Genomic DNA, 22,429 nt, shown 5'->3' on the forward strand with positions numbered 1-22,429 from the left:
AGAGATGATTCTCGTTCTGCTCTCTTTTTTGGGCGTTAATCGGGGCAGAGCCAAAGTCCGCTCTTTCAAAAATATGAATTTTTTATAAATCGATCTCAATATGTTGTGTTTTTCTGAGAGGTTAGTATACTATATATAGTGTTAAGAGATTCATTATTTTTGATAGGTCGTGATAAGGATGGTTCAAATCATATTTGATTCAAAGACAGGGAATGTTCAGCGTTTTGTGAATAAAACAGACTTTCAGCTGATCCGCAAGGTGGACGAAACGGACCACGTGGACACTCCGTTTGTTTTGGTCACCTACACGACAAACTTCGGCCAGGTACCGGCATCAACACAATCATTTCTCGAAAAATACGCCCATCTCTTATTAGGAGTCGCTGCGAGCGGCAACAAAGTATGGGGCGATAACTTTGCAAAAAGCGCCGATACCATTTCAAGACAATATCAGGTGCCGATCTTGCACAAATTTGAACTCAGCGGCACATCTAAAGACGTTGAATTGTTTACTCAGGAGGTAGAAAGAGTTGTCACAAAATCAAGTGCCAAAATGGATCCAGTTAAATAACGAAATCATGATCCAACAAGATGGAAAATTCCAGTTTGATAAAGATAAAGAGGCTGTACATAGCTATTTTGTTGACTATATCAATCAAAACACAGTTTACTTTCACGATTTAAAAGAGAAGCTGGATTATTTGATTGAAAACCAATACTACGAAGAGGAATTCTTAAGCCTTTACTCTTTTGAAGACATTAAAGAAGTGTTTAAGACAGCTTACGCAAAGAAGTTTCGTTTTCCTTCCTTCATGAGTGCGTTTAAATTTTATAATGACTATGCTTTGAAAACGAATGACAAGAAAAGAATCCTCGAGCGTTATGAGGACCGAATCTCAATCGTCGCGCTGTTCTTCGCAAACGGCGACACTGAGAAAGCAAAAGAATATGTAAACCTGATGATCAACCAGGAATATCAGCCGAGTACACCGACATTTTTGAATGCCGGCAGAAAACGCCGCGGAGAACTGGTGAGCTGCTTCTTGCTCGAAGTCAATGATTCCTTAAACGATATTTCACGGGCGATCGATATTTCCATGCAGCTGTCTAAATTGGGCGGCGGGGTTTCTCTTAATCTGTCCAAGCTTCGCGCGAAAGGCGAAGCGATTAAAGATGTTGAAAACGCCACAAAAGGTGTTGTAGGCGTCATGAAGCTTCTTGATAATGCGTTCCGTTACGCTGACCAAATGGGCCAAAGACAAGGCTCAGGCGCGGCGTATTTAAATATTTTCCACCGCGATATCAATGATTTTCTTGATACGAAAAAGATTTCTGCGGATGAAGATGTGCGCGTCAAAACGCTTTCTATCGGTGTCGTCATTCCGGATAAGTTCGTTGAGCTTGCACGTGAGGATAAAGCGGCTTATGTATTCTATCCGCATACGATTTATAAAGAATACGGCCAGCATATGGACGAAATGGACATGACGGCGATGTATGAAGAGCTTGTCGACAACCCTCGTGTCAAAAAAGAAAAAGTGAATGCGCGCAAATTGCTTGAAAAGCTTGCCGTTCTCCGTTCTGAGTCAGGTTATCCGTACATTATGTTCCAGGACAACGTAAACAAAGAGCACGCGAATAACCACGTATCAAAAGTGAAATTCTCGAACCTTTGCTCTGAAGTGCTTCAGGCGTCACAAGTTTCGGCTTACACAGATTATGATGAAGAAGACGAAATCGGCTTGGACATTTCCTGCAACCTTGGTTCATTAAATATTTTGAATGTCATGAAACATAAATCGATTGAGCGCACGGTGAAACTCGCGACGGATTCCCTGACTCATGTATCTGAGACGACGGACATCCGCAACGCGCCGGCAGTCAGACGCGCGAACAAAGCGATGAAGTCCATCGGTTTAGGCGCCATGAACCTTCACGGCTACCTGGCCCAAAACGGCATCGCGTATGAAAGCCCGGAAGCACGAGATTTCGCGAATACGTTCTTTATGATGGTGAACTTTTATTCCATTCAGCGTTCAGCTGAGCTTGCGAAAGAAAAAGGCGAAACGTTTGAGCATTATGAAGGCTCCACTTATGCAACGGGAGAATATTTCAATAAATACATCGAAAAAGAGTTCTCACCGGCATACGAAAAAATCGCTGCGCTCTTTGAAGGCATGCACATTCCGACAATCGAAGACTGGAAAGAGCTGAAGGCGTTTGTCGCTGAAAACGGCATGTACCACAGCTACAGACTGTGCATCGCGCCGACAGGTTCCATTTCCTACGTCCAATCCAGCACGGCGTCCGTTATGCCGATCATGGAACGGATCGAAGAAAGAACATACGGAAATTCAAAAACGTATTACCCGATGCCGGGGTTAGCGTCTAATAACTGGTTCTTCTACAAAGAAGCTTATGATATGGACATGTTCAAAGTGGTGGATATGATCGCGACAATCCAGCAGCATATCGATCAGGGAATCAGCTTTACCCTGTTTTTGAAAGATACGATGACAACTCGTGATCTGAACCGTATTGATCTGTATGCCCACCATAGAGGCATCAAAACCATTTACTATGCAAGAACGAAAGATACCGGGCAGGACAGCTGTCTTTCTTGTGTCGTTTGATTAAAGGAGAGTTTACAGTGACAAAAATTTATGACGCAGCAAACTGGTCAAAGCATGAAGATGATTTCACCCAAATGTTTTACAACCAAAACGTAAAGCAGTTTTGGCTTCCGGAAGAGATCGCATTAAACGGCGATCTCCTCACTTGGAAGTATTTGGGTAAAAATGAGCAGGATACGTACATGAAGGTGCTCGCCGGCCTGACACTGCTTGATACTGAGCAGGGGAACACGGGCATGCCGATTGTGGCCGAGCACGTCGAAGGCCATCAGCGAAAAGCGGTTCTTAATTTCATGGCGATGATGGAAAACGCGGTGCACGCAAAATCATATTCAAATATTTTTATGACGCTTGCTCCGACTGAAACGATCAACGAAGTATTTGAATGGGTAAAGCAGAATAAATATTTGCAGAAAAAAGCGCAAATGATTGTCGGGCTTTACAAAGCCATTCAAAAAGATGATGAAATTTCACTGTTCAAAGCGATGGTTGCTTCCGTCTATCTGGAAAGCTTCCTTTTCTACAGCGGTTTCTATTATCCGTTATATTTCTATGGACAAGGAAAACTGATGCAAAGCGGTGAGATCATTAACCTGATCCTTCGTGACGAAGCGATTCACGGCGTGTATGTCGGTCTCCTTGCTCAGGAAATTTATAATAAACAGACAGAAGAGAAAAAAGCAGAGCTTCGTGAATTTGCGATTGACCTTCTGAATCAGTTATATGAAAATGAGCTTGAATATACAGAGGACTTGTACGATCAAGTCGGACTCTCACACGATGTAAAGAAATTCATCCGCTATAACGCCAATAAAGCTTTGATGAACTTAGGGTTCGATCCTTACTTTGAAGAAGAGGATATTAATCCGATCGTATTAAACGGATTAAACACCAAAACAAAATCACATGATTTCTTCTCCATGAAAGGGAACGGCTACAAAAAGGCGACGGTAGAACCGATTAAGGACGAAGATTTTTATTTTGGCCAAGATGAAGAGCAGATATAATATCTGCTCTTTTGGCTTGAATGGAGAGGTAAGACAGGAGGAACGGGCATGAATAAAATGGATGAAATCATCTTGGCTGCACCGCGGAGTGACGTCTTTCAAAACGAAATGCTGACATTTCAGGGAGTCAACAGCGAGGATGAACGTATCGTAAACATTATGGCTCAAATTGAGGCGCATTTTTTTGAAATCAGAAGAGGCGACGCGGAAGAGGACCCGCGATTTAAACAGCCGATTCCGTATGTCGTCATCCGCCGTGACGATGAGGTGTTTGTGTATGAACGGCTCGCGGGCGGAGGGGAATCGCGCCTCCATAATAAGCTTTCTCTCGGCTTCGGCGGACACATGAACCCTATGGAAGGGGCGGCTTCATTTTCGGAAGTGCTGAAACAGAATACCGACCGGGAGCTGGCGGAAGAACTGTACATTCGCGAGGAAGACAAACAAAACATTGTCACACTCGGCCTGATCAATGATGATGAAAACGATGTAGGAAAGGTGCATATCGGCATCCTTTCTGCGCTCCAGTTAGCGTCTGCGGCACAAGTCGAAGTGAAAGAAAAAGATCAAATCGCCGGGCGCTGGATGAAACTGAGCGAACTGAAAGAGGAAAATGTGTATCAGCGTCTTGAAGCTTGGTCTCAGTTTGTCGCCGATATACTTCAATAACAAAAAACCCCCGTTCGGCCCAAAAAAGGGAGAGCGGGGGTTTTTTCATTTAGTCTTGCATAATGAAGGCATCAAATCCGGCTTTTTCGGCCCGCGCTGCCAACGCTTCAGCGTAATCTCTGGAAGAGAATGCGCCGATCTGCACTTTAAATAAGCCGCCTTTTGGAAGCACAATCGCGTCAAAACCTTTAGACTCCGCATCGGCGGCAAGCGCATCAGCATTTGCTTTCACTTTGAATGCGCCGATTTGCACTTTATATAAGTCAGCCTTTTTTTTTAGACCGAAAGCTTGCTCCAAGCCCTTGGCATGTCCTCTTGCAAGGCTTTCAATAAAACTGGCTGTTTTCAGTTTGTTTGCATCAGCTGACGTATCAACAAAACCATTCTCCGTCAAAATCGCCGGCATACTTGTCTCCCGCAGCACATGGAAGTTGGCTGTTTTTTTTCCTCGGTCATTAAAACCCGATGCTTGAATCACTTGCGTGTGGACGGCTGATTGGTAAGTCGAGGTCGGCGCTCCGACACCGGGGTAAATATAGCTTTCGAATCCGGTTCCGCCTCCTGAGTTAATATGAATGGATAAAAAATAATCTGCGCCCCAGCTGTTGGCGGCATCCGTTCTTTCCGTCAGGCTGACCGTCTTATCGCTTGTCCTGCTCATCGTGACAGAAACTCCTTCATACTCATTCGTCAGAATCGTGCGCAAAGCCAGCGCGATCTCCAGCGTGACCGCTTTTTCCTGAAGTCCGTTTCCGGTTGCACCTGAATCAGTTCCGCCATGACCGGGGTCTATAAAAATTTTAACCATTCTCCATCACCTCATTACAGCATATGATGATATTCAAATAGTGCTTGTACGGCTGTCATTCATAAAAAAAATGAGAAATATACCCAACATTTCCCGGAAAATAAAAATAAATGGTTTGTCCTCCCGTTTCTGCTGAATACAATAAGAAATGAAAAATATTTCTCGGGAAAGCGCAGGATTCAACATCATTCCCGAAGAGAACGGAAAAAGTGACAGATAAAGAGGAAAACGGGTCTCATGATGATAGGCGGATGTCACGGAACCGCTTCATCATGAGTAAGATAAAGAGAGAACAGAGAGGTGAGCATGTTGGAGCGCGCTGTAACCTATAAAAATAACGGACAAATTAACATCATTCTTAATGGCCAAAAGCAAGTGCTGACAAATGCGGAAGCTGAGGCGGAATATCAGGCCGCCCTGCAAAAAAATGAAGCCAAGCACAGTATTCTGAAAGAAATTGAAAAAGAAATGAACACATTAGTGGGTATGGAAGAAATGAAACGCAACATTAAAGAAATTTACGCGTGGATATTCGTCAACCAAAAACGGGCCGAACAAGGGCTGAAAGTCGGAAAACAAGCTCTTCATATGATGTTCAAAGGGAACCCCGGCACCGGGAAAACCACCGTCGCGAGACTGATCGGCAAGCTTTTCTTCGAAATGAACGTGCTTTCCAAAGGACATCTGATCGAAGCGGAACGTGCTGATCTGGTCGGTGAATACATCGGACACACGGCGCAAAAAACGAGAGATCTCATTAAAAAATCGCTCGGGGGCATTTTATTCATTGATGAAGCATACTCACTTGCAAGGGGCGGAGAAAAGGATTTCGGTAAAGAGGCGATTGATACGCTTGTCAAGCATATGGAAGACAAACAGCATGAATTTATTCTGATCCTGGCAGGGTACTCGAGAGAAATGACACATTTCCTGTCATTAAATCCCGGCCTGCAATCGCGTTTCCCTATCAGCATCGATTTTCCGGATTACTCTGTCACTCAGCTGATGGACATCGCAAAGCGCATGATAGCAGAGCGTGAGTATCAATTAAGCCAGGAAGCCGAGTGGAAGTTAAAAGATTACTTAATGACAGTGAAAAGCACGACAAGCCCCATTAAATTCAGCAACGGGCGCTTTGTCAGAAACGTGATTGAAAAATCAATCCGCGCTCAGGCCATGAGACTTTTAATGGGAGACCAATACTTAAAAAACGATTTAATGACGATCAAGAGCCAGGATTTACTTATAAAAGATGAGGCGGCAGCTCACGAATAGACCTCTCAGCCGGTTTGAGGGGTCTCTTTTTTATTTCTCTCTTTAAAACCCGCCGGATGTGTGGTATACGCCCTGCGGGTTTGGTATGATAGTACTACTGCCCAATACGACACAGAAAGGAACATCCATTTGAACGAACAGGAAGGAAAAAAAGAAACGGTCATTTTGGTCGGCTGCCAGCTTCCGCACATGACAGATGAGCACTTTGAACATTCCATGGAAGAGCTTGCTTCATTGACAAAAACGGCTGACGGAACGGTGCTGACCCGGATTACGCAAAAACGGAACAGAGCGGATGCCGCTACATATATAGGCAAGGGGAAAGTAGACGAGCTGAAGGCGCTGTGTGAAGAGCTTGAAGCGGATCTGGTCATTTTTAATGATGAACTGTCACCGAGCCAGCTTAAATCACTCGCCACTGCAATTGAAGCGAAGATCATCGACCGCACGCAGCTTATTTTGGATATTTTCGCAAAAAGGGCGAAGACGAGAGAAGGAAAGCTTCAGATCGAATTGGCCCAGCTTCAATACGCGCTGCCGCGTCTGAGCGGACAAGGAATCAATCTCTCAAGACAAGGCGGCGGAATCGGGACGAGAGGGCCCGGTGAGACAAAGCTTGAAACAGACCGGCGCCACATTAGAAACCGCATACACGAAATTAACGTGCAGCTGTCAACGGTTATCCGCCACAGAAGCCGTTATCGGGAGCGGCGTAAAAAGAACGGCGTGCTTCAGGCTGCGCTCGTCGGTTATACCAATGCCGGAAAATCAACATGGTTCAATCAATTAACAAGCTCTGACAGCTATGAAGAAGATCTGCTGTTTGCAACACTTGATCCGATGACGAGAAAGATGGCGCTCCCAAGCGGCTACAGCGTCCTTTTGTCTGATACGGTCGGCTTCATTCAGGATCTGCCGACGACGCTGATTGCCGCTTTCCGCTCAACGCTTGAGGAAGTGAAGGAAGCAGACTTGATCATTCATGTCATTGATTCATCCAATGAAGATTATGCCGGGCATGAACAGACGGTCCTCGGTCTGTTAAAAGAGCTTGAGGCAGATGATATTCCGGTGCTGACCGCTTATAACAAACGTGATGAGACACTTCCTGACTTCATCCCGACAGCGGGAGAAGGCCACATCATGATCAGCGCCAGAATCGCCGGGGATGAAGCAAAACTAAAAGCGGAAATCGAAGCTTATTTGCGCCGGGAGCTGATGACGCCGTATGAAGTTCATGTGCCTGCCGCCGAAGGCAAATTGATGTCACGCATCAAATCAGAGACCATGATCGACAGCCTTTATTTTAATGAAGAAAATGAACGCTACGAAGTCTCAGGTTATGTACAGGAAGAACAAAGCATACTTGGAGAACTGAAGAAATTCATGTAAGGAAGGTATACACAACATGTTTGACACACTGACCCACGGCGCTCTTTTACAAAAAACCGCCGAAGAAACAGAAGCGGAAATCTCCGCCGTTCATAAAAGAATAGAAGAAATCAGTGAACGGAATGAATGGAGAGTCCTGCAAAGCTACAGAAAACATAAAGTAAGCGATACGCATTTTACGCCTTCAACCGGATACGGTTATGATGATATCGGACGAGATACACTGGAGAAGATCTATGCTGATGTGTTCGGAGGAGAGGCGGGACTCGTGCGGCCGCAAATCATTTCCGGAACGCATGCGATTTCAATCGCGCTCTTCGGTGTGCTGAGACCCGGGGACGAATTGCTTTATATCACAGGCAAGCCTTACGATACACTCGAGGAAATCGTCGGAGTAAGAGGCGGGGAGTATTCAGGCTCGCTTAAGGAATTTCAAATCGGATACAATGCAGTCGATTTAACATCAGAAGGCAGAGTGGACTTTGAAGCGGTCCGGGCTGCAATCCAGCCGAATACAAAAGTGATCGGCATCCAGCGTTCAAAAGGATATGCGAATCGTCCGTCTTTCAGAATAAATGAAATTGAAGAGATGATTCGTTTCGTAAAGGAAATCAAAGAAGATGTCATTGTTTTTGTGGACAATTGCTACGGAGAATTTGCAGAAGAGCGGGAACCCTGCCATGTCGGAGCGGATCTTATGGCCGGTTCCCTGATTAAAAACCCGGGCGGCGGCCTTGCTAAAACGGGCGGCTATCTTGTAGGGAAAGCCAAGTGGATTGAGGCCTGCTCTTACCGGATGACCTCCCCGGGAATCGGAAGTGAAGCCGGCGCTTCGCTTTATTCACTGCAGGAAATGTATCAAGGTTTCTTTCTCGCTCCGCATGTAGTGGCGCAAAGCTTGAAGGGAGCGGTATTTACCGCCCGTTTTCTTGAAAAGCTCGGCTTTACGTCAAACCCTGCATGGAATGCGCCGAGAACGGATCTGATTCAATCAGTTGAGTTTCAGGACCCTGATAAGATGATCGCTTTTTGCCAGGCGATACAATATGCTTCACCGATTAATGCGCATGTGACGCCTTATCCGAGCTATATGCCGGGATATGAAGACGATGTCATTATGGCAGCGGGCACTTTCGTACAGGGGGCAAGCATTGAATTATCAGCAGATGGACCTATCAGACCGCCTTATGTCGCGTATGTCCAAGGAGGATTAACCTACGCGCACGTGAAAAATGCGATTTGCAGCGCCGTAAATGCTTTAATGGAAAAAGAGCTGATTTAGGCCGTTTGCAATTTTCAAAGAATTTGATGTTAAGATTCCTTACATTGTGTTGACACAAAATATAACATCACCTATAATGAGACTAAGATAAGAAAAGGAGGAAATTGAGATGAGTGATAACATTCGCCGCTCAATGCCTTTATTTCCAATTGGGATTGTCATGCAGTTAACAGAACTTTCTGCCCGGCAAATTCGATATTATGAGGAAAATGGATTGATATTTCCAGCGAGAAGCGAAGGAAATAGACGATTATTTTCATTCCATGATGTAGATAAACTGTTAGAAATCAAAAATCTGATTGAACAAGGCGTCAATATGGCGGGGATCAAACAAATTCTGGATAAGGCATCTGCCGAACCGGAAGAAAAATCCGAAAAAACCGCCAAACCGATGAAGCACAATCTGTCTGATGACGAACTCAGAAAGCTTCTGAAAAACGAACTGATGCAGGCAGGCCGTTTCCAGCGGGGAAATACTTTCCGCCAAGGTGACATGTCCCGATTCTTTCATTAATCCGTTAGCAACTGTTTTGCTATATACATTTACCTTTTAGAGGAGGAGTTTTACGAAATGGCAAAGTACACAAGAGAAGACATCGTAAAATTAGTAAATGAGGAAAACGTAAAGTATATCCGCCTTCAATTCACAGACATTCTCGGAACGATTAAAAACGTGGAAATTCCTGTGAGCCAGCTTGAAAAAGCACTTGATAATAAATGCATGTTCGACGGTTCTTCCATCGAAGGTTTCGTCCGTATCGAAGAGTCTGATATGTACTTATATCCTGATCTGAACACATTTGTAATCTTCCCATGGACGGCTGAAAAAGGTAAAGTAGCACGCTTCATCTGTGACATTTACAATCCGGACGGCACGCCGTTCGAAGGTGACCCGCGTAACAACCTCAAACGGATTCTGAAAGAAATGAAAGAACTCGGTTTCAGCGATTTCAATCTTGGACCTGAGCCTGAATTCTTCCTGTTTAAATTAGATGAAAAAGGCGAACCGACGCTTGAATTGAACGATAAAGGCGGATACTTCGACCTGGCTCCGACTGACTTGGGAGAAAACTGCCGCCGCGATATCGTGCTTGAGCTTGAAGAAATGGGCTTTGAAATCGAAGCATCTCACCATGAAGTTGCTCCGGGTCAGCACGAAATCGATTTTAAATATGCCGGTGCCATCCGTTCTTGTGACGACATCCAAACTTTCAAACTGGTTGTCAAAACGATCGCCCGCAAACACGGTCTGCATGCGACATTCATGCCAAAACCGCTGTTCGGCGTAAACGGTTCCGGTATGCACTGCAACCTATCACTCTTTAAAGATAGCGTTAACGCGTTCTTTGATAAAGACGCTGATCTTCAGCTGAGTGAAACAGCAAAACATTTCATTGCCGGTATCGTAAAACACGCGACAAGCTTTACGGCTGTCACAAACCCGACAGTGAACTCTTACAAACGCCTTGTTCCGGGCTATGAAGCACCTTGCTACGTGGCATGGAGCGCGCAAAACAGAAGCCCGCTGATCCGTATCCCGGCTTCCCGCGGCATCAGCACGCGTGTTGAAGTCCGCAGCGTAGACCCGGCGGCAAACCCGTACCTGGCGTTAAGCGTATTGCTTGCAGCAGGCCTTGACGGAATCAAAAACAAACTTGAAGCACCGGCTCCGATTGACCGCAACATCTACGTCATGAGCAAAGAAGAGCGCATGGAAAACGGCATCGTAGATCTTCCGGCGACACTGGCGGAAGCTCTCGATGAATTCAAATCAAACGAAGTCATGGTTGCAGCACTCGGCGAGCACCTGTTCGAACACTTCATCGAAGCAAAAGAAATCGAATGGGATATGTTCCGCACACAGGTTCATCCGTGGGAGCGCGAACAATACATGTCTCAGTATTAATCTCTCAATCCCTTGGCACTATTGGTGTCAGGGGATTTTTTGTTTGTAAACAAATTTAATAATTTAATATAAATACAATACCACCCACAAAACACCCACGAAAAATCAATAAAAAATTACTCCATAATTGTGGAGATATAATTCTCATTCATATGCTACACGTAAAAAAAGGTATGTCATCGCTATTGATAAACTCCATATTGTATTCTCGTTTTTTATTTGTTTTGATGATCCATTCGTTTTTCTTTTCCAGCTACAGCCAATTGAACCTCTTTTTTTGTGGAAAAACCAGGCTTAGACTTTTCTTTAAATTTTTGAAGGAATCGGTTGATGCTGGTATCAGCCTGTTTCCTTCAATCAGAGATTCTTTCATTAAATGAACTGAAGGTTAAGCAGATGGAAAGGGCGTTAGAAAACAGCCTGGACCATGAAGAACGCATGATCCTTGGGAAAAAATACTTAGCAGCCAGCCAAACGAAAGACATTCATATTTATATGGAACTCGGCATGAAGAAGGACACCTATTATGAAACAGCGTGCTATTTTACGCATTGCTACAGCACTCGGAATAATCTGAGTGCTTTTTTGTAGTAAGCAGTTGTGTAGGTGAGATTTCCTATTTTAACGTTATATGGTGTATTTTTCATTATGACTATGTTAGTCTCCTTAAAGAGGGATAATAATTTGAAAACAAAAATAGTAAGCTTGCTTCTTGTATTGAGTTTAGTCTGCGGATTTGCACTTCCTTCTTATGCTAAGACATCGATGAATGAAAAGGTAAAAACCAATGTTTCTGGAATGAATGTTATAAGTCAGTCTGAAGGTGAAGCATCTTATACAATCGAATATGGCGGAAAACAGTATTTTATTGATCAAAAAACTCTAGATAAAGGAACCTCTAAAGAGTCGATTAAAGTTGATCAATATTTGTTAACTGACGGCCATCGAACACTAGTCGATTCTGCTACAGTTAATATTTCTGATGAATCAAGTGAGATGTCAACTCTAGCAAAATGTAGAGGGAAACAAGGTGTTTCGGTAGCAATTCCTATAGTCAAGGTGAGCATGAATTCGTGTGTAATTAAAAAATTCTTAGATATTGTTGAGGATGCTGACGGTATAGCAGGGGCTATCGCCGGGATAGCAGCATTGATAAAAAAAATACCTGGGATTTCAGTATATGCTGGAGCAATTGCAGGGGCAATGTTTGCTGGTAAGTATGCCATAAAAAAAGTATCCGATAATGGAAAGTACGGAATTTCTTATAATTGGATAATTGGTACCCCTGTTGTTGTACCCTGGAGAAATGGTTAATTATTAAGGTGGTAATGTCAAATGAATCGTATATTAGTCTCAATAGCTATTATTATATTCCTGATTGAATATATTGTAGCTCCACTCACAGATATAGATACCGGAAAATACGGCACGTTTATAGGCTTAATATTATTGAGTATTACGGTTCTAAGGCTATCTGATAATGACAAATCATAAACTTTTGAAGGGAGCAGACTTCGGTCTGCTCTTTTTTATTTATTTTATTGGGTGTAAAACGAAAACTAAGCGACAAATTCCCGACAAAACAGGGGACAAATTGGGGGAGAAAAGGGGGGGGGACTATATATTCTTCATAACAATCAACTGACGAATTTTCAAGTTTCTCTGAGATATGGGAGTACATGTCGGAAGTGATGGTTATATTTTTATGTCCAAATATTCCTTGTACAAATTTCAATATTGCCCCAGATTCAAAAAGAAGAAAAGCGTGGCAAACTGTAAAATCCAGACGGGTTACAGTGTTTTTCCCTTAATAAAAAGACCGGGGTGTCACCCCGGCTCTGTAATAAAACTGCCCATCAAAGGGCTTGCTCATCTGATATTCATGATAGACCTATTCCTTCAGGTTCTGAGGCTCAAGGGAGGTCTGTTTTTTTCTTATATACGTCAACAGTGCGTTATAAACGGCTCGAATAAACCCTTTATATTTAAATGAGGATATTATATGATTTCCTTCATTTTCATTTGAAATTTGATTCTTTTAGGATGAAGGCTAAATGAAGCCAATTATGTTCTAAAATTGAACCGGCCATTTTTATTTTCAAAAAGCAGGAGCAGGAAATTCATCAATTTTGATACGAAGTAAACTATAAGGTTTCTGTCGTAAGTCCTTTCCATAATGAAATCTAGCCTGCCGATGTAATTGGTTCACGATGACATATAAGTATTCATCCGGACCAATCGAAAAAGTATCCGGCCATAAAATTCTCGGATCATGTGCGATGGTTTCCATTGTGCCATTCGGCAGCAACTTTCGAATACTATTGTTCTCATAATCTCCGGCATAAATGGCTCCTTTTGCATCTGTAATCATTCCATCAGACGCGCCTTTTTCTCCCCAATACGCCACATGATAAAGTAAATCCATGTCCGGTATATTTCTATCTCTCAGGGCTTCTGTTGAGATCGAGAACAGATGACGGCTGGTCAGTGGACAAAAAAATAATACCTTTCCGTCAGGAGAAATCGCAATACCGTCGGATGCCAGCCTAAATGGGGAAGTTGAACCATCCCTGTTACGATTCATCAAAATTTTGCCTTCTACTTTCGGTATAAAATAGGAATCCGGTGAAGTTGGATTTGCTCCATTTAACCGTCTAAATGCGTTTCCGGTTTCTAAATCCACGACGATAATAGCTCCTGGTCCTTTGGAAGAAGAATCCGTTATATAGGCATAACCTGCAGTTCCAACACGAAAATCAAATCGGACATCATTCAGGTAAGTTGTTGGAAGGACAACATCTTCTGTAAAGGTATAAACTCTTCTGATTGTATTGGTTTTTAAATCAACAGCGACTAATTTTGCCCCGCCTTTAATTGGTTCAGAAAAATTGGGTGCCGCCGTATCTAGTACCCAAAGCGTTCCTTTTCCATCAGTAACTACACTTTGGACACTGATGAAAGTCATTTTGATATTCTCAGGGTTAACCAAATTGGTTTGTAAATCAGGATAAGGCTGCAATTTCTCCCCAATTATCTCCGCCACCGTAAATTTAACATCGTCTCCCCATTTCGGAAAACAAATGAAAATACGACCAGTTTCTGAAACCGTAACACCAGTAGGCATAGCTCCATAAAATGCATAAACCAGTTCTAAATCACCGAAATAATTTTCAAAAGGCAGCATAGGTTTCATAATATCCTCCTCAACCAATTAAACGGGATATCACTTATATATGATTCGCATTTTTTCAAGTGCATGTTTCTTAATAAGTTTTTCTAAACAAAAGATGATGGAAGTGCTTATCATGTAATAAGTCAGTCAGGTGACACAGGGGGGGTTTTTACTTAACGTCTGTCGAAGCAGTCGGCAATTACAACATGGTATGTCCTTTGGTCGGTTTTAAATTCTCTGAAAAAAGAGTTGAAAAAGCAGAAAAGATTTTATAATATGAAATCAAGTTAGTTTGTTCGGTCAACAAACTAATAAAATCACTTTAATTGTCCATTATGTAAAGGTCTTAAATGGGAGGGGGATAAGAGGCTCGATTTAATTGGAGGTATATAAAAAGCGAAAGCCAAGCTTTTATCCTGTTCACTGCTATCTGATCACCATTTGGATGTTGAAAATGCTCTGTGAAAGTAAACCGCTATCATTTTTTGAAAGCGCTTTTATACACCGCTCACTGGCCGATAATTTTAAATAAAATGTTATACCATTTCATCATGTTCCTTATGTAAAGGATCGAAAAGGGGAGAAATCATGCTCAGTGAAAATGTAAAGAAGATCAGCATGGTTGAAAAAGTTGGATATGCGTCTGGAGATTTTGCTTGTAATTTAATTTATGCAACAGTGTCTACGTATCTTTTGTTCTTCTATACAGATGTTTTTGGTTTATCGGCAGCAGCAGCCGGTACGATGTTTTTAGTGGTTAGAATCATCGACGCTCTCGCTGATCCTTTTATTGGAACAATAGTTGACAGAACAAATAGCAGGTTTGGCCGCTTCAGACCGTATCTTTTATTCGGAGCTTTTCCCTTTGTCATATTGGCAATACTCTGTTTTACAACCCCGGATTTTTCGGATATGGGGAAATTAATATATGCCTATATCACCTATGTCGGCTTATCGCTTACATACACCATGATAAACGTGCCATATGGCGCGTTAACATCTGCAATGACCAGAAATAATCAAGAAGTTGTTAGTATAACGTCTGTCCGTATGTTATTTGCGAATCTTGGAGGACTTGTCGTTGCATTTTTTGTTCCCTTACTGGCTGCTTATTTAAGCGATAATTCCGGCAGCGAATCTCTTGGCTGGCAGCTAACCATGGGTATTATGGGAGTTATAGGCGGGTGCCTTTTAATCTTTTGTTTTAAAAGCACAAAAGAGCGTGTCACGCTTCAAAAATCGGAAGAAAAAATTAAATTTTCGGATATATTTGAGCAATTTCGTGTTAATCGGCCTCTAGTTGTATTAAGTATTTTCTTTATTATTATTTTTGGAGTGAATTCAATCAGTAATTCGGTTGGCATCTATTACGTAACGTATAATTTAGAAAGAGCGGATTTAGTGAAGTGGTACGGTTTGTTGGGAAGTTTGCCTGCTTTGGTCATTTTACCGTTTATTCCAAAGCTTCATCAATTATTAGGGAAGAAGAAATTACTAAACTATGCATTATTACTGAATATGATCGGCCTCTTAGCTTTACTTTTCGTTCCGTCAAGTAATGTATTCCTGATACTTTCCTTTCGATTGCTGGCTGCTGCAGGAAGTCTCACTGCCGGGGGATATATGTGGGCGCTTATTCCTGAAACAATAGAATATGGAGAGTATAAGACCGGGAAAAGAATGGGCGGTCTTATATACGCTATTATCGGATTTTTCTTTAAATTCGGCATGGCCTTGGGAGGGGTTGTACCGGGTTTGGTTCTAGATCAGTTTGGATATGTGGCAAATCAGGTGCAAACGCCGGAGGCATTGACGGGAATTTTAATTACAACAACCATTATTCCCGTGTTCTTACTGGTTCTGGCCATGATTGATATTAATTTCTATAACTTAGATGAGAAAAAATATAAAAGCATGGTTCGAGAATTAGAGAATAGAGACAAAGTTTATTTGGATCATATTGACGATTTCAAAGCTTAAAACATGATGAGTCAACAGAAAATAGCTGAGGAGGAGTTCAAAATGAAGATTATCAATCCAGTACTTAAAGGATTCAACCCCGATCCGAGTATTTGCAGGGTTGGAGAGGATTATTATATCGCTGTATCTACATTTGAGTGGTTTCCGGGAGTCCAGATACACCACTCAAAAGATTTAGTCAATTGGCAGTTGGTTGCACATCCATTACAGAGAGTTTCGCAATTAGACATGAAAGGAAATCCTAATTCAGGCGGGGTCTGGGCGCCATGTTTAAGTTACAGCGACGGAAAGTTTTGGCTGATCTATACGGATGTTAAGGTCGTAGATGGCGCCTGGAAAGATTGCCACAATTATTTAGTGACTTGTGACACGATTGATGGTGATTGGGGGGAGCCGATCACATTAAACAGCTCGGGTTTTGATGCTTCTTTGTTCCATGATACGGATGGGAAAAAATATTTATTAAATATGTTATGGGATCAGCGTATTGATCGGCACTCCTTTGGAGGCATTGTCATGCAGGAATATTCTGATAAGGAGCAAAAACTAATCGGTAAACCGAAAGTGATTTTTAAAGGAACTGAAAGAAAGCTGACAGAAGCGCCGCACCTTTACCGTATCGGGAACTATTATTATTTATTAACCGCAGAAGGAGGAACGCGGTTCGAACATGCTGCTACAATTGCCCGTTCTGCAAATATTGAGGGTCCATATGAAGTACATCCTGATAATCCTATCTTAACGTCATGGCATGCGCCGGAAAATCCGCTGCAAAAATGCGGACATGCATCCATTGTACAAACACATACAGGTGAGTGGTATTTAGCTCATTTAACGGGACGTCCCATTCATCCGGACGATGATTCAATTTTTCAGCAGAGGGGATATTGTCCTTTGGGCAGAGAAACTGCTATTCAAAAGCTCTATTGGAAAGATGGCTGGCCTTATGTAGAAGGCGGAAAAGAAGGGAGCTTGGAGGTGGATGCGCCTTCTATACCTGAAACAATGTTTGAAGACACGTATCCGGAAGTTGATGAATTTGAGGATGCAACATTAAATATTAATTTTCAAACGTTAAGAATCCCGTTTACGGAGAAATTAGGTTCATTAACTCAAGCGCCAAATCATTTACGATTATATGGCCATGAATCCTTAACTTCGACATTTACTCAGGCATTTGTAGCAAGACGCTGGCAAAGCCTCCATTTTGAAGCGGAAACGGCTGTTGCGTTTTATCCGGAAAATTTTCAGCAAGCCGCTGGTTTGGTGAACTATTACAATACAGAGAATTGGACGGCTCTTCAAGTCACGTATGATGAAGAACTTGGCCGTATTCTTGAATTAACGATATGTGATAACTTTTCTTTTTCACAACCGTTAAAAAATAAAATTGTGATTCCTCGTGAAGTCAAGTATGTCTATTTAAAAGTGAATATTGAAAACGAAAAATATTATTATTTGTATTCATTTAACAAAGAAGATTGGCACAAAATCGACATTGCATTAGAATCGAAAAAATTATCAGATGATTACATCCGCGGCGGGGGATTCTTTACAGGAGCTTTTGTAGGGATGCAATGCCAAGATACGAGCGGTCATCATATTCCGGCCGACTTCAGATATTTCCGTTATAAAGAAAAATAATTAGCACATGAAAAAGGAGATTTCTATTTTAGAACTCCTTTTTCATATTAGAAGGTGCCCATGTCAGTATTGATTCAGAAATACTCCTAGAATAAAAAAACTCATCTTTAAAGATGAGCGTAAAACATAGAAGTATGTACATTCAGTTATGAACCATGTCGAGAAAATGATCAATAACAATAGAGGACATTCCTAGAGCAGGGGCATTTTTTCCTAAGATAGATGGTAATAATTCATAGCTATTGTCTAGTTTGGAATAAACCCTGGATGACACTTCGCTTTTAATTGAATGTAATACCATAGGATGCGATTCAATGATGCTGTTTCTTAAAATGATGGCTTGCGGATTAAATGTATTTAAAATATTGGTCAGGCCTATTCCTAAATAGAAACCAAAATTCTGTAATGCCTGTAAAGTTCCAACATCATTCAGATGGGCGAGGTCTATGATATCTTGGCTGGACACTTTTTTCTCTTTCGTCTGAAGAGATGTTACTAAAGCCTTCTCTGAAGCATACAATTCCCAGCAGCCTCGGTTTCCGCAGCTGCATTTAGGACCCTTAAAGTCTATTGTCATATGTCCCATTTCTCCAGAGAATCCGCCAACCCCTCTATATAAATGATTGTTGATCATAACGCCGATCCCTATTCCTGTACCGATACTTGCATAAATAATGTTATCGTGATTTTTTGCAGCACCAAATACTTTTTCTCCATATGCGCCGGCATTTGCCTCATTTTCAATAAAAACGGGCACATTGAATTTCTTTTGGATGAAAGATTTTAAGTCAATATCTCTCCAGTTGGCGTTCGGAGCGAAAACAATTTTTTGATTTTTGTCAATCAGCCCGGGCGCGCATATCCCTATACCAATAAGACCGTATGGAGATTGCGGCATATTTGCAATAAAGTGATGAATCATCTCAATTAAAATATCTTTAGTGATTTCTGGAGAATTGCAATCCAAATGATGGTGTTGATCAAGGACGATCGTCCCTTCAAGATCTGTTAAAATGCCATTAACATAATCCACGCCAACATCTATTCCTACGGAGTATCCTGCTTTTTTATTAAAAACAAGCATGACAGGTCTTCTGCCGCCGCTTGATTGTCCCTGACCGATTTCAAATACGAGGTTTTCTTTCATTAATGTGTTTACCTGTGACGAAACAGTTGATTTATTTAATCCGGTCATTTCAGATAATTTTGCTCTTGAAATAGGTGAATTTTTAAGTATTTCGTTTAGTAATAACTTTTGGTTAACTTTTTTGACAAAGGCTTGATCAGCGATATCCACTTCATCCACTCCATTTGTATAATCTTTAAATTAAGTTGAACGTTCTGTGTTATCGTGCGAAACGCAGTACATAGCGAATCCAACCTTTATTATATCTAATGTGTTCGTAAAAAACTAAAAAAAATATTGAAAATACTGATGAGGTTATATAAGATGAAAATAAGTTAGTTTGTTTGGGCAACAAACTAATGTGCAACATGACATAAAAGCATTTGTATTTGAATGATCATGTTTAGAATTTATTTTTAAGGGGGAAATCACACATGGCTCACTCTCATTCCGGTTCGGTCAACTATTTTGAAAGCGCAAACAAAGTGATTTACGAAGGGAAAGAATCCACGAATCCTTTAGCATTTAAATACTATAATTCTCAAGAAGTAATTGGCGGAAAAACGATGAAAGAGCATTTGCGATTTTCTATTGCCTATTGGCATACATTTACCGCTGACGGCACAGACATTTTTGGCGCAGCTACGATGCAGAGACCGTGGGATCACTATAAAGGCATGGATCTGGCGAGAGCGAGGGTAGATGCAGCGTTTGAGCTGTTTGAAAAATTGGATGCGCCATTTTTTGCTTTTCATGACCGGGATATCGCACCGGAAGGAAGTACGTTAAAAGAGACAAATCAAAATCTGGATTTAATCGTGGATATGATAAAAGACTACATGAGAACCAGCGGCGTTAAGTTATTATGGAATACTGCAAACATGTTTACGAATCCCCGTTTCGTCCATGGTGCGGCGACTTCTTGTAACGCAGATGTATTTGCGTATGCCGCAGCCCAAGTAAAAAAAGGATTAGAAACAGCAAAAGAGCTTGGCGCCGAGAACTATGTATTTTGGGGCGGACGTGAAGGGTACGAAACTTTGTTAAATACCGATTTAAAATTTGAGCTTGATAATATGGCCAGATTTATGCATATGGCAGTGGATTATGCGAAGGAAATCGGGTATACAGGGCAGTTTTTGATTGAACCAAAACCAAAAGAGCCGACCACCCATCAATATGATACGGACGCAGCAACAACCATTGCCTTTTTAAAGCAATATGGCTTAGACAATCATTTTAAATTAAATCTCGAAGCCAATCATGCCACATTAGCCGGGCATACATTCGAACATGAATTACGCATGGCGAGAGTGCATGGCTTGCTTGGCTCTGTTGACGCGAATCAGGGTGATCCGCTTTTAGGCTGGGACACAGATGAATTTCCGACAGATTTATATTCTGCTACATTAGCAATGTACGAAATCCTGCAAAATGGCGGTCTTGGAAGCGGCGGATTAAACTTTGACGCAAAGGTCAGGAGATCTTCTTTTGAGCCTGATGATTTACTATATGCCCATGTTGCAGGGATGGATACATTTGCAAGAGGGTTGAAAGCCGCCCACAAATTAATCGAAGATCGTGTGTTTGAAGATGTGATTCAACACCGTTACCGCAGCTTTACTGAAGGGATTGGTCTTGAAATTGCAGAAGGAAGAGCTGATTTTAAAACACTTGAGCAATATGCGCTGAACAATCAGCCAATTAAAAACGAATCAGGGAGACAGGAGCGGTTAAAAGCGATATTAAATCAATACATTTTACAGGTATAACAAATGAAAAAAGAAGCTCCAGATCCAGCTGTAAAAAGATGCAGGCAGCCAAGTTCCCGGAATTGCCCGTCATGAAGTTACTGTTATGGCGGGTCAATTCAATGGGGATCTATTTAGAGAGGAAGGAGTGAAAAAATGAAGTATGTCATTGGAATAGATCTTGGTACGAGTGCCGTTAAAACCATTTTAGTCAATCAAAACGGCAAGGTTTGTGCAGAAACGTCCAAAAGTTACCCGCTCATCCAAGAGAAGGCGGGATATAGTGAGCAAAATCCTGAAGACTGGGTGCAGCAAACAATTGAAGCATTGGCTGAATTGATTTCGATATCCGACGTTCAACCCGGGGATATTGACGGGATTAGCTATTCAGGACAAATGCATGGGTTAGTACTGCTTGATCAAGATCGGCAAGTGCTGCGTCATGCGATTCTTTGGAATGATACCAGAACGACGCCTCAATGTAGCAGGATGACCGAGACATTTGGCGATCGTCTGCTTGATATCACAAAAAACCGTGTCCTTGAAGGGTTTACATTACCTAAAATGGTATGGGTGAAGGAACATGAGCCTGAACTTTTTAACAAAACCGCTGTTTTTTTGCTTCCGAAAGACTACGTGAGATTCCGCATGACTGGCGCCATTCACACCGAATACTCCGATGCGGCGGGAACGTTACTTTTACATATGACCCGTAAAGAGTGGAGCGATGAGATTTGCAATCAATTTGGTATTTCAGCGGAAGTTTGTCCTCCGCTTGTTGAATCCCATGACTGTGTAGGATCGCTGCTTCCGAGCGTTGCGGCGGAGACTGGGCTGTTGGAAAAAACAAAAGTGTACGCCGGGGGAGCAGACAATGCTTGCGGTGCTTTCGGAGCCGGTATTCTTTCTTCCGGAAAAACATTATGCAGTATCGGGACGTCAGGAGTCATACTTTCCTGTGAAGAAGACAAAGAAAGGGACTTTAAAGGGAAAGTGCACTTTTTTAATCATGGAAAGAAGGATTCTTTTTATACGATGGGAGTCACGCTCGCTGCAGGGTACAGCTTGGACTGGTTTAAAAGAACGTTTGCGCCAAACGAATCGTTTGAACAATTATTACGGGGGGTGGAATCTGTTCCGATAGGAGCAAATGGACTGCTGTACACTCCTTACTTAGTCGGTGAAAGAACGCCGCATGCTGATTCATCTATTCGGGGAAGCTTGATCGGAATGGACGGAGCCCATAAAAGAGAGCACTTTTTGAGGGCGATAATGGAAGGCATCACATTCTCTTTATATGAATCAATTGAGCTATTCCGCGAAGCGGGAAAATCAGTTGATACGGTTGTCTCTATTGGCGGGGGAGCTAAAAATGAAACGTGGCTTCAAATGCAGGCTGATATTTTCAATACGAGGGTGGTTAAGTTAGAGAATGAACAAGGTCCCGCCATGGGGGCTGCGATGTTAGCTGCCTTCGGAAGCGGGTGGTTTGACTCTCTTGAAGAATGTGCAGAGCAGTTCATTCATGAAGCAGCTGCATTTTATCCAAAAGAACAAAATGTTCAAAAATATAAAACACTATTCGAGTTGTATAAGAACATTTACGTTCACACAAAAGATCTCAATACAGCTTTAAAGAGCTTTAGACAAAAATGAAGAAAGAACCTCGCCAAATTGGCCAGGTTCTTTTTATATTGCACAAAAACAGACACGGTGATATAATCAGAACACGCGCGCTTTCTGTGTGAAAAGTCATAGTAATCCATCTTATATTATGATTATAT

General features: G+C 42.1%; 17 protein-coding genes and 1 pseudogene. 15 read left to right on the top strand and 3 right to left on the bottom strand.

The genetic code is table 11. The features are described 5' to 3' along the window. Nucleotides 1–178 precede the first annotated feature (178 nt). Genes nrdI through G9F50_RS05275 form a run of 4 tightly spaced genes read left to right on the top strand, consistent with a single transcriptional unit; the run spans nucleotide 179 to nucleotide 4,309 of the window. Nucleotides 179–571, top strand: coding sequence for a class Ib ribonucleoside-diphosphate reductase assembly flavoprotein NrdI (gene nrdI / locus G9F50_RS05260; RefSeq protein ID WP_003154061.1), 393 nt, complete (start codon nucleotides 179–181; stop codon nucleotides 569–571). Further along, entirely contained in the window at nucleotides 531–2,633 is a 2,103-nt protein-coding gene (nrdE, locus tag G9F50_RS05265; protein WP_007611605.1) for a class 1b ribonucleoside-diphosphate reductase subunit alpha, read from the top strand. The genes nrdI and nrdE overlap by 41 nt, the downstream gene beginning before the upstream one ends. Before the next feature lie 17 nt (nucleotides 2,634–2,650). Next, entirely contained in the window at nucleotides 2,651–3,640 is a 990-nt protein-coding gene (gene nrdF / locus G9F50_RS05270; RefSeq protein ID WP_012117608.1) for a class 1b ribonucleoside-diphosphate reductase subunit beta, read from the top strand. Nucleotides 3,641–3,688: 48 nt separating this feature from the next. After that, the gene (locus tag G9F50_RS05275) at nucleotides 3,689–4,309 is read left to right on the top strand and encodes a hypothetical protein (RefSeq protein ID WP_012117609.1); all 621 of its coding nucleotides are present in this window, start codon (nucleotides 3,689–3,691) and stop codon (nucleotides 4,307–4,309) included. Between the two features lie 49 nt (nucleotides 4,310–4,358). Here G9F50_RS05275 and G9F50_RS05280 read toward each other — a convergent pair whose 3' ends face one another. Next, nucleotides 4,359–5,117 (bottom strand): N-acetylmuramoyl-L-alanine amidase, encoded by a 759-nt coding sequence (locus tag G9F50_RS05280; protein ID WP_012117610.1) that lies wholly within the window; start codon nucleotides 5,115–5,117, stop codon nucleotides 4,359–4,361. Nucleotides 5,118–5,423: 306 nt separating this feature from the next. Here G9F50_RS05280 and spoVK point away from each other — a divergent pair, with 306 nt between their 5' ends. From spoVK to G9F50_RS05320, 7 genes and pseudogenes are all read left to right on the top strand, one after another. After that, nucleotides 5,424–6,392 (top strand): stage V sporulation protein K, encoded by a 969-nt coding sequence (gene spoVK / locus G9F50_RS05290; RefSeq protein WP_015417523.1) that lies wholly within the window; start codon nucleotides 5,424–5,426, stop codon nucleotides 6,390–6,392. Between the two features lie 129 nt (nucleotides 6,393–6,521). Beyond that, entirely contained in the window at nucleotides 6,522–7,784 is a 1,263-nt protein-coding gene (hflX, locus tag G9F50_RS05295) for a GTPase HflX (RefSeq protein WP_015239904.1), read from the top strand. A 16-nt stretch (nucleotides 7,785–7,800) separates the two neighbouring features. After that, a complete protein-coding gene (locus G9F50_RS05300) occupies nucleotides 7,801–9,066 on the top strand; it encodes a methionine gamma-lyase family protein (protein ID WP_012117612.1) in 1,266 nt (421 codons plus the stop codon). Nucleotides 9,067–9,175: 109 nt separating this feature from the next. Further along, nucleotides 9,176–9,580: a MerR family transcriptional regulator gene (locus G9F50_RS05305; protein ID WP_007410366.1), complete on the top strand. Its 405-nt coding sequence runs from the start codon at nucleotides 9,176–9,178 to the stop codon at nucleotides 9,578–9,580. A gap of 57 nt (nucleotides 9,581–9,637) precedes the next feature. Further along, on the top strand, nucleotides 9,638–10,972 hold the full coding sequence (glnA, locus tag G9F50_RS05310; protein WP_007410365.1) for a type I glutamate--ammonia ligase: 1,335 nt from the start codon (nucleotides 9,638–9,640) through the stop codon (nucleotides 10,970–10,972). A 317-nt stretch (nucleotides 10,973–11,289) separates the two neighbouring features. Further along, nucleotides 11,290–11,549, top strand: a pseudogene (locus tag G9F50_RS05315) (ArpU family phage packaging/lysis transcriptional regulator); the annotation flags it as partial. 107 nt (nucleotides 11,550–11,656) lie between these two features. Further along, nucleotides 11,657–12,286: a hypothetical protein gene (locus tag G9F50_RS05320; RefSeq protein ID WP_224181736.1), complete on the top strand. Its 630-nt coding sequence runs from the start codon at nucleotides 11,657–11,659 to the stop codon at nucleotides 12,284–12,286. Nucleotides 12,287–13,070: 784 nt separating this feature from the next. Here the strand turns inward: G9F50_RS05320 and G9F50_RS05325 are convergent. Further along, nucleotides 13,071–14,165, bottom strand: a complete 1,095-nt coding sequence (locus G9F50_RS05325; RefSeq protein ID WP_165406465.1) for an L-dopachrome tautomerase-related protein — start codon at nucleotides 14,163–14,165, stop codon at nucleotides 13,071–13,073. A 567-nt stretch (nucleotides 14,166–14,732) separates the two neighbouring features. Between G9F50_RS05325 and G9F50_RS05330 the strand changes: the two genes are divergently transcribed. Further along, nucleotides 14,733–16,124: an MFS transporter gene (locus G9F50_RS05330; protein WP_039063141.1), complete on the top strand. Its 1,392-nt coding sequence runs from the start codon at nucleotides 14,733–14,735 to the stop codon at nucleotides 16,122–16,124. A 42-nt stretch (nucleotides 16,125–16,166) separates the two neighbouring features. Further along, on the top strand, nucleotides 16,167–17,768 hold the full coding sequence (xynB, locus tag G9F50_RS05335) for a xylan 1,4-beta-xylosidase (protein WP_060561657.1): 1,602 nt from the start codon (nucleotides 16,167–16,169) through the stop codon (nucleotides 17,766–17,768). A gap of 142 nt (nucleotides 17,769–17,910) precedes the next feature. Here xynB and xylR read toward each other — a convergent pair whose 3' ends face one another. Further along, on the bottom strand, nucleotides 17,911–19,065 hold the full coding sequence (gene xylR / locus G9F50_RS05340) for a transcriptional repressor XylR (protein ID WP_060561656.1): 1,155 nt from the start codon (nucleotides 19,063–19,065) through the stop codon (nucleotides 17,911–17,913). Between the two features lie 263 nt (nucleotides 19,066–19,328). Here xylR and xylA point away from each other — a divergent pair, with 263 nt between their 5' ends. Both xylA and xylB read left to right on the top strand, forming a co-directional pair. Continuing rightward, on the top strand, nucleotides 19,329–20,666 hold the full coding sequence (gene xylA / locus G9F50_RS05345; protein ID WP_015239909.1) for a xylose isomerase: 1,338 nt from the start codon (nucleotides 19,329–19,331) through the stop codon (nucleotides 20,664–20,666). A gap of 135 nt (nucleotides 20,667–20,801) precedes the next feature. Continuing rightward, nucleotides 20,802–22,301, top strand: coding sequence for a xylulokinase (gene xylB / locus G9F50_RS05350; protein WP_060561655.1), 1,500 nt, complete (start codon nucleotides 20,802–20,804; stop codon nucleotides 22,299–22,301). Nucleotides 22,302–22,429 lie beyond the last annotated feature (128 nt).

The organism is Bacillus sp. EKM206B (assembly GCF_011066015.1).
In the GTDB taxonomy this organism is placed as follows: Bacteria; Bacillota; Bacilli; order Bacillales; family Bacillaceae; genus Bacillus; species Bacillus velezensis.